The 12,525-nt window shown below is 66.0% G+C and carries 13 protein-coding genes; 10 read left to right on the top strand and 3 right to left on the bottom strand.

The genetic code is table 11. The features are described from left to right. Positions 1–46 precede the first annotated feature (46 nt). Entirely contained in the window at positions 47–466 is a 420-nt protein-coding gene (locus tag AC3A6I_RS02670) for a nuclear transport factor 2 family protein (protein WP_487541638.1), read from the bottom strand. A 2-nt stretch (positions 467–468) separates the two neighbouring features. After that, positions 469–1,416 carry a D-2-hydroxyacid dehydrogenase gene (locus AC3A6I_RS02665; RefSeq protein WP_487541637.1) on the bottom strand — a complete coding sequence of 316 codons (948 nt, stop codon included), beginning with the start codon at positions 1,414–1,416 and terminating at the stop codon, positions 469–471. A gap of 211 nt (positions 1,417–1,627) precedes the next feature. Here AC3A6I_RS02665 and AC3A6I_RS02660 point away from each other — a divergent pair, with 211 nt between their 5' ends. Both AC3A6I_RS02660 and AC3A6I_RS02655 read left to right on the top strand, forming a co-directional pair. Further along, complete coding sequence (locus tag AC3A6I_RS02660; RefSeq protein ID WP_487541636.1) at positions 1,628–2,650, top strand: LacI family DNA-binding transcriptional regulator; 1,023 nt, start codon at positions 1,628–1,630, stop codon at positions 2,648–2,650. A gap of 82 nt (positions 2,651–2,732) precedes the next feature. Then, positions 2,733–3,656, top strand: coding sequence for a Gfo/Idh/MocA family protein (locus AC3A6I_RS02655; RefSeq protein WP_487541635.1), 924 nt, complete (start codon positions 2,733–2,735; stop codon positions 3,654–3,656). A 67-nt stretch (positions 3,657–3,723) separates the two neighbouring features. Here AC3A6I_RS02655 and AC3A6I_RS02650 read toward each other — a convergent pair whose 3' ends face one another. Beyond that, positions 3,724–3,903, bottom strand: coding sequence for a hypothetical protein (locus AC3A6I_RS02650; protein ID WP_487541634.1), 180 nt, complete (start codon positions 3,901–3,903; stop codon positions 3,724–3,726). A gap of 144 nt (positions 3,904–4,047) precedes the next feature. Between AC3A6I_RS02650 and AC3A6I_RS02645 the strand changes: the two genes are divergently transcribed. The 8 genes from AC3A6I_RS02645 (at position 4,048) to AC3A6I_RS02610 (ending at position 12,446) form a co-directional block, all read left to right on the top strand. Further along, on the top strand, positions 4,048–5,760 hold the full coding sequence (locus AC3A6I_RS02645) for an ABC transporter substrate-binding protein (RefSeq protein WP_487541633.1): 1,713 nt from the start codon (positions 4,048–4,050) through the stop codon (positions 5,758–5,760). Positions 5,761–5,821: 61 nt separating this feature from the next. Further along, positions 5,822–6,820, top strand: coding sequence for an ABC transporter permease (locus tag AC3A6I_RS02640; RefSeq protein ID WP_487541632.1), 999 nt, complete (start codon positions 5,822–5,824; stop codon positions 6,818–6,820). Then, positions 6,817–7,701, top strand: coding sequence for an ABC transporter permease (locus tag AC3A6I_RS02635; protein ID WP_487541631.1), 885 nt, complete (start codon positions 6,817–6,819; stop codon positions 7,699–7,701). Before AC3A6I_RS02640 ends, AC3A6I_RS02635 begins: the two co-directional genes overlap by 4 nt. Then, entirely contained in the window at positions 7,698–8,672 is a 975-nt protein-coding gene (locus AC3A6I_RS02630) for an ABC transporter ATP-binding protein (RefSeq protein WP_487541630.1), read from the top strand. The genes AC3A6I_RS02635 and AC3A6I_RS02630 overlap by 4 nt, the downstream gene beginning before the upstream one ends. Beyond that, positions 8,665–9,510, top strand: coding sequence for an ABC transporter ATP-binding protein (locus AC3A6I_RS02625; RefSeq protein ID WP_487541629.1), 846 nt, complete (start codon positions 8,665–8,667; stop codon positions 9,508–9,510). The genes AC3A6I_RS02630 and AC3A6I_RS02625 overlap by 8 nt, the downstream gene beginning before the upstream one ends. Positions 9,511–9,640: 130 nt before the next feature. Then, on the top strand, positions 9,641–10,702 hold the full coding sequence (locus tag AC3A6I_RS02620; protein ID WP_487541628.1) for a LacI family DNA-binding transcriptional regulator: 1,062 nt from the start codon (positions 9,641–9,643) through the stop codon (positions 10,700–10,702). 39 nt (positions 10,703–10,741) lie between these two features. Further along, a complete protein-coding gene (locus AC3A6I_RS02615; RefSeq protein WP_487541627.1) occupies positions 10,742–11,785 on the top strand; it encodes a Gfo/Idh/MocA family protein in 1,044 nt (347 codons plus the stop codon). Between the two features lie 10 nt (positions 11,786–11,795). Then, positions 11,796–12,446, top strand: coding sequence for a shikimate kinase (locus AC3A6I_RS02610; RefSeq protein ID WP_487541626.1), 651 nt, complete (start codon positions 11,796–11,798; stop codon positions 12,444–12,446). The last annotated feature ends 79 nt before the right edge of the window (positions 12,447–12,525 follow it).

Here is a 12,525-nt window from a genome sequence, read left to right as displayed (position 1 = left end):
TCCTCCTGATCCCCTCGCCGCTGGCGCTTGTTGCGCTCTTTGCGGCTCAGGGCTTGAAAATCATCGTCGGTCTGAGATGGCTGATGCGCCAGCCGTCCGCCTCACGGCGGAAGCGGAAGCTCAGGTCGCCGACATTGGTGATCGGCGGCATGGCCACGCTGCCATCCTCGCGCTTCACCCCGCGCAGCGGCACGAAGCATGCGGTCGCCTCGGCCTCGTCGGCGGATACCAGTTGCACCAGCACGTTGGTGACGAGGTGCCGCGAGATGTCGGTCGCCGGCCGCTGGTTAAGCGAGGCGAGAATGCCGGATCGCCCCTCCACCGGCTTGCCGCCACGCACCCAGGTCGCGTCCTCGGTGAACAGCGCCGCGGTCTCGGCGTAGCGGCCCTGGTCCATCAGGCTGTAGGACGCAATGGCGAGCCGCTCGCACGCGTGCTCGGCCTGCTGATCGATGACGTAGACCATTGTCAGTAACCCAGGTGCTTGTCGACGATGTTGATGAGCGGCTCGCCGGCCACGTAGCGCTTGAGATTGTCGGCGAAGATGCGGTAGCCGCGCGCCTTGGTCTCGAGCGTGGTCGCGCCGTTATGCGGGGTGATGACAGTATTTGGCGCGGTCCAGAACGGACTGTCGGCCGGCAGCGGCTCGACGCCGTGCGCATCGAGGCCCGCACCGGCAATCCAGCCCTCGGTGATGGCCTTGTAGAGCGCCCCGTCATTGGCGACGCCGCCGCGCGAGAAGCACACGTAGAAGGCGGTCTTCTTCATCGCCTTGAACTCGGCCTCGCCCAGCATGTCGGTGGTCTCGGGCGTCTTGGGCGCGGTGACCACGACGAAGTCCGAGCGGCCGAGGAATTCGTGCAGCCGGTCGGGCGTGAACATCTCGTCGAAATTCGGCGTCGGCTGATTGTTCCGGCGCAACCCGAGCACCGTCATGTGGAAGGCCTTGGCCTTGAGCGCCAGGTCGACGCCCGAGTAGCCCGCGCCGATAATGCCGACGGTCTTGCCGTTGAGTTCGCCGTGGAAGAACGCGTCCCACTTCCTGTTCCGGTGGCCCTCGATCCAGCGATAGGCGTTCCGGTTGAGCATCATCATAAGCATCATGGCGTGCTCGGCGAGCGGGATCGCGCCATTGCCCTTGGAGCAGGTCAGCACCACCGGGTGATCGACGAACTCGGGATAGAGCTGCGTGTTCGGCCCTGCCGCCCAACTATGCACCCACTTGATCGAGGACGCGCGCTTCAGCGCATCGCGCGACAGCTGGCCGGCGACGATATCGGCATCGGCAACCGCCGCCTCCATCGCATCCTGCTTGTCGAAGAAAGTGACGTCCGCATTGGGCGCAATGGCCTTGATCTCGGCCAGCCGCGCAGCGTCGATCTCGCCGGTCAGCAAGATACGCAAGGGATCCGACATTGCTCCCCGTCTCCTCCAGTAAGTCGCTGCTCTCCGGCAGCCCCAGTGACGACACCCTAAGGGACAGGCTCGGGGAGGCGCAATGCATAAACGCAATGTCTTTGCGTTTATTTGGCGCAACAAACTTGCGATTTTGCGGTGATATTGCGGCGTGAGGCTTGTCTGTAGGCAGCGAAAGGCCTAATGGCCGCACAGAACAGCCGGAGCGACCATGGCCCGCAAGATCACCCTCGATGACCTCTCCCGTGAGCTGAAGCTCTCGAAATTCTCGATCTCGCGAGCACTGTCGGGCCGACCCGGCGTGAGCGAAGCGACGAGGCAGGTGGTGCTGAACGCTGCCCGCGAGCTCGGCTACAACCATGCCGCAACCGTGGGACCGGCGACCGACGGTGGCATCGTGCACCTCGTCATTCCGCGCGCCGACGCGATGAACTCGAGCTTCTGGGTGGAGGTGATCAGCGGCGCCGAGGCGGAAGCCCGCGCCACCGGCTTCAAGCTGACGGTCGACGTGCTGAGCGACCGCGGGCCGGAAATCCTCGACGACAAGGTCAGCGGACTGATCCTCGCCGGGCGGCGCTCGCGCGGCGTGATCGAACCCTTCCTCGCCCTGCCGCTGCCCAAGGTGCTGATCGGCCACCCGCGACCGATGGAACTGATCGACAGCGTGCAGTCCGCCAATTTCGATGCCGGCTATGTGGTCGGCGATGAGTTAGGCAAGCTCGGCCACCGGCGCATCGGCTTTTTCACCGATGCGCCGGAGGATGAGGGGCGCAACCTGCGGCAGGCAGGCCTCGTCGAGGCGATGCGCGTGCATGGCGGCACGGTGCTGCCGCCGTTCACCTTCGACCCCACGAGCGATGCCAAGGCCACCGTGCTGGAAGCATTGGCCGGCAATCACCCACCCACCGCCTTTGCCGGCGCCACCGATTTCGTCGCCATCACGCTCGCCTGGGGCCTGCTCGAGCTAGGCCTCAAGGTGCCGCAGCATGTCTCGGTCATCGGCTCGAACGATTCGCACACCGCCTCCCAACTCGGCCTCAAGATGACCACCGTGCGCCAGCCGATGAACGAGATCGGCGCCACCGCGGTCGAGATGCTGCGCTGGCGCATGCAGCGCGCCGCTCCCGACGCCCGGCCGCGCCGTACCCTGCTGACCCCCGAATTCGTCGAACGCGCCACCCATGGCCGCTGCAACGAGGCCGCCCTGCTCAAGGCGCTGGCGACGCTGGGCTGAGCCTCCGCCCATGGCATAGCTTGACCCGTGCGGCGCTTCCGTGATCCTCGCGGCGCATTCTTTGGCAGGGGCAATTTTGGGCATGTCGAATACTCCGCGGTTTGGCTTCATCGGTACCGGCATCTGGGTGCGGGAGGTGCAGGCGCCTGCCGCCGCGGCGAGCGGGGCGGTGCAGCTCACCTCGATCTTCGGCCGCAACCAGGCCGCTGCCGCCGAGATCGCGGCTGAGCACGGCGTGACCGCCGCGCTCGACCTCGACAGTTTCCTGCGTGGTGTCGATATCGTCGGCATCGCGTTGCCGCCGAGCGCGCAGCCGGAGTTCGCGTTGGCGGCGATCGCCGCCGGCAAGCATGTGCTGCTCGAAAAGCCGGTGGCGATCGAAGTCGAGGCGGCCAACCGCATCGCCGACGGGCTCGACGAGAAGGGGCTGAAGTCGCTGGTCTTCTTCACCTCGCTCATCAACCCGCGCAACGTCACCTGGCTGAACGACGTGCACGCGGTCGGCGGCTGGACCGGCGGCCGGGTGGATGCCTTTTCGGGCGTGCTGGTCGATCCGGCCAATCCGTTCCACTCGACCGCGGCCTGGCGCTCCGGCACTGGCGCACTATGGGACACCGTGCCCCATGCCGTCGCCATGCTGAGCCGGATCTTCGGGCCGGTGACCGAAGTTTATGCTGCCGCCGGTTTGGGCGACCTCAAGGCCGCCACACTCACGCATCGCGACGGCGCGCTCACCACCATCAACCTCGCCATGGACATGCCGGCATCGGTGCCGGGCGAGACGGTGATCTACGGGGCCGCCGGCAAGCGCGCCCTGCCGGCGCCGGTACTCGACTGGAAGTCCAACGCCCAGCAGGTCTACGGGGAAGCGCTCAGATCGCTGGTCGCCTCGATCAATGGCGAGGCCACGTCACACCCCGATGCCCGCTTCGGCGCGTATGTGACCGCGGTGATCGCGGCCATCGAGCGCTCGATCGCCTCGCGCCAGCCGATCGCCGTCAGCTAGGGCATTTCACGATCGGGCTGAGGCGGCGCCCACCCACAATGTCATTCCCGCGAAGGCGGGAACCCAGTCAGGGCACCGCGCATGTGGCCGCGGGATCCCCGCCTTCGCGGGGATGACCCCGGAGTTTGCGGACCGCTTCGAACATGAAGCGATCCAGGCCGCCGCTGCTGTTCAGGCCGGTATCGACGAAGGTGGAAGCCGCATTGGCTTTCACCGCGTTGACACACGCGTCATTGCCTGCTTTCAATATTGTGCTGCAACAAATGCAATTATTGCATTTTCGAGGGACGCGATTGCAGCGATCCAGTTTTCAGCGTTTGCACGGGAGATTTCCATGGTCGGTCTAGGGGCGCGTCTGCGCCGTCTTCGCTTTGCTCGAATGCTATCGGGGGTGGCTGCTGGTCTCGCGCTGACCCTCGCGCCGCTTGCTGCGCACGCCCAGGACGTGCCGCGCAACGAGACGCTGATCCTCGACTCGACGCTCGAGCGCATCGCCACGCCGGAGAACTACAACCCGTTCCTGCCGACGACGACTTTGCAGGGTGGCCTGCACCAGGTGGCATTCGAGTCGCTGTTCTACCTCAACCTCGAGACCGGCGAGCTGATGCCCTGGCAGGCCGAGAGCTACGAGTTCAACGATACGTTCGATGAAGTCACCATCAAGCTGCGCGAGGGCGTGAAGTGGTCGGACGGCGTGCCGTTCACCGCCGACGACGTCGTGTTCACCATGAACATGCTGAAGGAGAACTCGGCGAACTTGGGCAACTGGGGCGGCAACGCCAAGACCTGGGTGAAGGACATCGTCGCCGTCGATCCGCTGACGGTGAAGATCACGCTCACCGCCACCAACCCGAGCTATGTGGTCAACATGTTCGGCGCCCGCGTCTACTGGACCAACCAGATCGTGCCCAAGCACATCTGGGAGGGCAAGGACCCGGCCACCTTCACCAACTACGACCCCGCGCAGGGCTGGCCGGTCTCAACCTCGCCCTACCAGCTGGTGTCGGCCAACAACCAGGAAACGGTGTGGACCCGCCGCGACAACTGGTGGGGCGCCGAAACCGGGTTCCAGAAGCTGCCCGCGCCCAAGCGCGTGATCTTCACTTCGGCCGGCAATGAAGAGCGCCGCACCGCGATGCTGATCAACAATGAACTCGATACGGCCTACGCCATCGGCAAGTCGAGCTTCGAGACCGTGCACCAGCGCAATCCGCAGGTCGTCACCTGGTTCAAGGAGATGCCCTACGCCTATACCGATGCCGGCCCGCGCATCATCGGCTTCAACAACGCCATTCCGCCGTTCGACAACGCGCTCGTGCGCCGCGCCGTCAGCCAGGCCGTAAGCCGTGACGCCATCGTCGATATCGCCTGGGAAGGTATGTCGCGGCCGATCAAGTTCCCGGCCCCGACGCTCGCCGCACTGACGCCGTTCTTCGAGGGGACCGACGACCTGTTCGCTCAGTATCCGAACACCGAGTTCGACACCAAGGCCACCGAAGCGCTGATGACCGAGGCCGGCTACACCAAGGGCGCCGACGGCTTCTGGGCCGATGCCGCGGGCACCAAGCTCGTCGTCGATCTCGTCGCCCGCCAGACCGAGGCGGATTCCGCCAAGGCCGCGCCGGTGGTCGCCGAACTGCTGAAGCGCGCCGGGTTCGACGCCGCCTTCCGCCTCGTCGACTCGGCCGGCTTTGCCGACCAGGTGTTCCAGGGCAAGGCCAATATCTGGCTGGCCCAGATCAATGGTGGCGTGAACAACCCCTACCCGTCGTTCGACATGTTCCACAGCCGCCACGCGCTGCCGATCGGCAGCTCGGCCACCGGCTCCTACTCGCGCTATGCCAACCCCGAGTATGACGCGATCGTCGACGAGATGGGCAAGCTCGCAACCGACAATCCGAAGTTCAAGGACCTGGTGCGCCAGGCCCTCGAGATCTGGCTGCGCGACCTGCCGGTCGCCCCGACCACCGACGCGGCGTTGCTCGCCTCGTACAACCACACCTACTGGAAGAACTGGCCGACCTCGGACAACCCGTACTTCCAGCCCTGTTTCTGGTGGGCCAGTGCGCTGGTCTCGATCGTCGCGATCGAACCGGCCAGCTAAGGCAACCCGGTGGCCGGGTCACTGTGACCCGGCCACGCTTTATCTCCAAGACAGTGCGGCCATGACCTGGGCTTATTTCCTCAAGCGCGTTGCGTTGTTCTTCGTCGTCGTGCTCACCGCGATGACGGCGAATTTCATCATCGCGCATTCCGTCCCCGGCGATCCGATCGGCGCGGTCATCTCGCAGATGACGACGCGCGGCGGCGCCGTCGAGAACTCGGCCGAGATCATCGCCTCGTATCGCGAGCGCTTCGGCCTCGATCAGCCGCTATGGGTGCAGTATCTCGTTTATGTCGGCAACACGCTGCGCTTCGACCTCGGGACCTCGATCATCTACTTCCCGCAGAGCGTCACGGGCTCGATCGTCGCCGCCCTGCCCTGGACCATCGGCCTCTTGGTCGTTGCGACCGTGATCGCTTTTTCGGCCGGCAGCATCATCGGCGCGCTCCTCGCCTGGTCGTCGGCGCCGCGGCTGGCGCGCGTCTTCGCGCCGCTGCTGATGATCTTCTCATCTATCCCCTATTACCTGCTGGCCCTGATCCTGCTCTACCTGTTCGCCGTCTGGCCGAACTGGTTTCCGCTCGGCGGCGGCATGAGTTCCGGCACCGGCGGCACCCCCTTCAGCTTCGAGAAGCTGGTTGACCTCGCTTACCACGCCGTACTGCCGGCGCTGTCGATCGTGCTCGCGGGCCTCGGCTTCTGGGCGCTGGGCATGCGCGGCGCCATGATCAACGTGCTGGGCGAGGACTACCTGACCCTCGCCGAAGGCGAAGGGCTCACCAAGCGCCGCATCTTCTTTGCCTATGGCATGCGCAATGCGCTGTTGCCGCAGATCACCCACCTGGCGCTGTCGCTGGGCACCATCGCCTCCGGCTCGGTGCTGGTCGAGGTGGCGTTCAACTATCCCGGCATCGGCTTCCTGCTTTACGACGCGCTGCGGGCCTCGGACTATTTCATGATCCAGGGCATCTGCTTCTGCCTCGTGCTGACCGTCGCCGTCGCGGTGCTCATCCTCGACCTGATCTATCCCCTGATCGACCCCCGGATCGCGCGCAAATGACCATGGCCAGCAGCGTTTCGCGGCCTCGCAACCGCACCCTCGGCACCCTGGCAACGCTCGGCGGCAACGCCAAGCTGATGACCGGGCTGGCGCTCGTCCTCTCGCTGGTCGCCATCGCCGTCATCGGCCCGTTGCTGGTCGATACGGAGATGGCCCGCCCGATCTCGGCTCCCACCAACCGGCCGCCGTCGCCGGACTACCTGCTCGGCACCGACGGCGGGGGCCGCGACCTGCTCGCGGTGATCATCGCCTCGACCCCGCAGACGCTGCGTCTCGGCCTCGTTGCCGGTCTGATCGGCACCGCGGTCGGCACGCTGCTCGGGCTCATTGCCGGGTTCTTCGGCGGCTGGCTCGATCGCGTCATCTCGACCGCCACGGACGTGGTGCTGACCATCCCGCCACTCGCGATCCTCCTCATCGTCGCGGCCTCGGTGCGCACGGTCAGCGTCGAGATGATGGCCTTCATCATCGCGGCGCTCGCCTGGATGAACCCGGCGCGCTCGATCCGCGCCCAGGTGCTGTCGCTGCGCGAGCGCGCCTATGTCGAGATCGCCCGCATCTCGGGCATGGGCGAGCTGCGCATCGCGCTGTTCGAGGTGCTGCCCAACCTGTTGCCGCTGATCATGTCGGCCTTCGTTGCTGCCGTGTCGGGCGCCGTTCTTGCCGCGCTTGGGCTCGAGGCCCTCGGGTTCGGCCCGCAGGACACGCCGACGCTCGGCATGACCGTCTACTGGTCGCTGCTCTACGGCGCGTTCGGGCGGAACATGTGGTGGTGGTGGGCGCCGCCCATCGTCATCCTCGCGATCCTGTTCATCGGGCTGTTCCTGATCAGCGTCGGCCTCGACGAGACGCTCAATCCGCGGCTCAGGAGGCAGTCATGACCACCCCGCTCCTCCAGGTCCGCGACCTCACCGTCACCTATCAGCTGAACGGCCAGCGCGGCCGCGCCGCCGATGGCGTGAGCTTCGACCTCAATGCCGGCGAGCGGCTCGGCATTGTCGGCGAGTCCGGTTCGGGCAAGTCGACGCTGGCGCTGGCGCTGATGCGGCTGCACAAGCCGCCGACCCGGATTGAAACCGGCACCGCTATCCTCGACGGCACGGACCTGCTCAAGCTCGAAGGCGAGGCGCTGCGCCGCTTCCGCTGGAGCCAGATCTCGATGATCCCGCAGGGCGCGATGAACTCGCTCAACCCGGTGATGCGTATCGGCGTCATCATGGCCGACGCCATCCGCGCGCACGAGAAATGGACCAGCGAGCGCATCCGCGCGCGGGTCGCCGAAACGCTCGAGAGCGTCGGGCTCAATCGCAACGTCGCCGACCTCTATCCACACGAGCTGTCGGGCGGCATGAAGCAGCGCGTCTGCATCGCGCTCGCCATCGTCCTGAAACCGAAGCTGATCGTCGCCGACGAGCCCACCAGCGCGCTCGACGTGGTGGTGCAGCGCAAGGTGATCGAGACGCTGAAGGAGGTGCAGAAGCAGATCGGCGCTGCCCTGATCATGATCGGCCACGACATGGGCCTGATGGCGCAATCGGTCGACCGTCTCGCCGTGATGTATGCCGGCAAGCTGGTGGAGAATGCGCCGATCCGGCGTTTCTTCCGCAGCCCGCTGCATCCTTACAGCCAGCTTCTCATCTCGTCCCTGCCCAGTCCGGACGAGGTGCGCGAGATGAAAGGAATACCCGGCGCGCAGCCATCGCTGTTCAACCTCCCAACCGGGTGCGCCTTTCATCCTCGCTGCCCGGCAGCGCAGCCGCAATGCAGCGTCGAGGTGCCGGCGAGCCGACGCATCACGCCGGAGCGCGACGTGGCCTGCCATCTCGTGACCGAGGAGCTGGCCAATGCCTGACGCCCCGCTTCTCCATCTCGACCAGGTGAGCGTCGCCTATCCGAGCCGCAAGTGGAAGGGCGAGCCCTTCCTCGCGCTCGATGGCTTCAACCTGCGTATCGAGGCCGACCGGCCCAAGATCGTCTCCATTGTCGGCGAGAGCGGCAGCGGCAAGACCACGCTCGCACGCGTGGTGCTCGGCATGCTGACGCCGACCGGCGGCCAGATGAGCTATGCCGGCAAGTCGATCACCAGCATGAGCCGGCCCGAGCGTGCCGCGTTCCGCCGGGAAGTGCAGGCGATCTTCCAGGACCCGTTCTCGATCTTCAATCCGTTCTACCCGGTCGACCACCTGCTCGAGATGCCGCTGCGCATCTTCCGCATCGCGAAGAACCGCGAGGAGGAACAGCAGATGATCACGGCGGCGCTGGAGCGCGTGGGCTTGCGGCCCGAGCAGGTGCTCGGTCGCCACCCGCACCAGCTTTCGGGCGGACAGCGCCAGCGCATCGTCGTCGCCCGCTCGCTGATGCTGCGGCCCCGCCTGATCGTCGCCGACGAGCCGGTGTCGATGATCGACGCCTCGCTGCGCGCCAACGTCCTCGCTCAGATCCAGGCGCTGCGCGACGACCTCGGCATCTCGATCATCTACATCACCCACGATATCGCCACCGCCCGCCAGGTGAGCGACGAGGTGTTCGTGCTGAACCGCGGCAAGACCGTCGAACACGGCACGGCTGAGGAGGTCATCTCCAACCCGCAGCATCCTTACACGCGGCTCCTCGTCGGCTCGGTGCCGCGGCCCGATCCCGATCATCCATGGTCGGATCTCGGCGAGCTGATGTCGGAGCAGCAATCGTGAACAGAACTGCCCTGACGATAGTTGGGAATGCACAGTCGAGCCATGGCATCGGCCATGGACGACTGCGCCAGCCGACGACTAAACCTGCGACGACTGCTGGCTGAAAGATCAGGGCGAGGGCAACGCAGCGATGGCAAAGAAGGTGACGATCCAGGATTTGGCCAAGCGGCTGAACCTTTCCACCGCCACGGTGAGCCGGGCGCTGCGCGACCATCCCTCGATCAACGAGGGCACCCGCCGCTCGGCGCACGAGATGGCGGCCGAGATGGGCTACACCACCCACCTCACCTCCCGCTCGCTGAAAAAACCGGGCGCCCTGCTGAAGCGCCCGATCGCCTGGATTACGCCGCTGGTTAACTTCCAGTTCGAGGACCCGATCATTCTCGAGACGCTGGGCGGCGTCGCCAGCCGCTGTGCCGAGATCGGCCGGCATTTCCTCCACATCCCCGCCGATGTCGGTCGCGAGCTCGATACCTATCGCGAGCTGATCGCCGACGGCGTGGTCGAAGGCTTCATCGTGGCCAACCGCGTCACCGAGGGCGACCGTCGGGTCGATCTGCTGCTCGAAGAGAAAGTGCCTTTCGTCGCCTATTATGGCGCTACGCCGCTGGTCGGCGACTACCCCTCGGTCGACGTCGCCTTCGCCGAGGCCTATGCGCTCGGGACGCGGCACCTGCTCGACCTCGGCCATACCCGTGTCGCGCTGCTCAACTCGCTGCCCAATTTCCAGGCCAGCGCCGAACGCGAGCGCGGCTATCGCGCCGCGATGGCCGAGCGCGACGTGTGGATCAGCGGCAACTGGGTCGTCGGCGGTCCAAAGACCGAGGAATTCGGCTACAGCGCCATGCGACAGATGCTCGACAGCGTTGCCGCCCCTACCGGCGTCATCTGCTCGTCCACCATGGCCGCCAAGGGTGCGCTTGCTGCCATCAATGCGCGGGGCCTGGTGGTCGGGCAGGACATCTCGCTGGTGAACTTCGACGACAATGTCGCCGGCAGCTTCTATTCGGTGCCGCTCACGGCCCTCTTTTCCCCCGCCCGGCCGCTCGGCCGCAAGGTGGTCGACTTCCTCGACCGCACCATTGCCGGCGAAGCCCCGCACGACCTGCACCACCTGACCCATCCCGAGCTGATCATTCGCAGCTCGACCGGTCCGGCGCCCGCCGAACTTGCGGCCGCCAGCACCAGCTAGCAGCGGCTGCGCATATTTTCATTGGAGCCTCACCTACCTATGCCGACAGACAACAAGCCGTTCCGCCTCGCCATTGCCGGCATCACGCACGCCCATATCAACATCCTGCCGCGCTCGACCTTCAAGGGCATGCAACTGGTGGGCATCCAGGAGAACAAGGCGGATTTCCTCAAAGCCTATGGCGTCGTGCACGGCCATGACCCCGCCCTGCTGTTCACCGACCTCGAGACCATGCTCGATCAGGTCAGGCCCGAGGCCGTCGCCGCCTTCGGCTCGATCCGCGAGCATATGGCGGTGGTCGAGGCCTGCGCCCCGCGCGGCATCCACGTCATGGTCGAAAAGCCGATGGCGGTCGATGTCTGGGAAGCCGAGCGCATGGAGGAGCTGAGCGCCAAGCACGGCATCCACATCCTCACCAACTACGAGACCACCTGGTACGCCACCAACCACGAAGCCATCGCCCGCACCGCCGACAAGGGGCAGTACGGCAAGATCCGCAAGGTAGTGATCCATGACGGCCATCCAGGCCCGATCGAGATCGGCTGCGGCCCCCACTTCCTCGAGTGGCTCGCCGACCCCGAGCTCGCCGGCGGCGGTGCGCTGCCCGATTTCGGCTGCTATGGCGCGAACCTGATGACCCGCATGATGCAGGATTCAAAGCCGCTGCGCGTCTATGCCACGACACACCAGTTCAAGCCGCACCTCTATCCCAAGGTCGATGACGATGCGACCATCCTCGTCTCCTATCCGGATGCCGAATGCGTCATCCAGGCGTCGTGGAACTGGCCGGTCAGCCGCAAGGACATGGAGATCTATGCCGAGCGCGCGCAGGTGATCGCCATCAACAACCGCCACATGCGCACGCGCGCCGGCGACAAGGTCGACGAGTTCACCGAGACCCTTGCCCCGCTGCAGGCGCCGTTCGACGACCCGTTCGCGCATTTCGCCGCCGTGGTGCGCGGCGATATCGAGCTGCACGAATATGATCTCGCCGGGCTGAAGAACAACGTGATGGTGGTTCGTATCCTGGCCGCCGCCCGCGAGTCCGCCAAGACCGGCCGCCCGGTCGACCTCGCTGCCTGAGACCACCCCGATGACACCCCCGCCGCTGACCAGTGAACTGACGACGCTCGGCCACGTCTACTGGCTCGGCGGCGGGAGCGGCGGGGGCAAGTCGACCATCGCCCGCCGGATCGCCGACGAATTCGGCATGGCGTTCTACGACACGGATACGACGATGGCGACGCATGCCGACGAGGCGAGCGCCGCTGACGCGCCGCTGATCGACCAGTTCAAGCGCATGTCGATGGACGAGCGTTGGCTGCTGCGCAGCCCGCAGGAGATGCTGGAGACTTTCCACTGGTTCAACGGCGAAGCCTTCGACCTCATCCTGCGTGACCTGCGCGCCTACCCGCCCGGCACGCGCGTGATAGTGGAAGGGCTGCGCCTCCTCCCGCATCTCGTCGCGCCCTATCTCGTCCGCCGTTCGCAAGCCCTGTGGCTGCTGCCCACGCCCGATTTCCGCGCCGCCGCCTTCGAGGCCCGCGGCACCATGTGGGACATTGCCAATCGCACCAGCCGTCCACCGGAGGCGCTGCAGAACCTGCTCGAGCGGGACCACCTGTTTACGCAGCGCCTCGAAGCTGAAGTGCGGCAGCTCGACCTGCCGCTGCTCATCGTCGACGGCCAGCGCTCGCTCGACGAGACCACCCGGCTCGTGACCGAGATGATGCAGCTACGGTGAATCAGTTCCCACGCCCGCGGCCGGGTAGCAGCCGTGACTTACGCATTAGCCAGTAGTGGCCAGCGGATACATCACGCAA

The sequence above is a fragment of the Devosia sp. Soil_C_22 genome, assembly GCF_057657195.1.
This window is presented reverse-complemented; position numbering and strand designations above follow the sequence as displayed.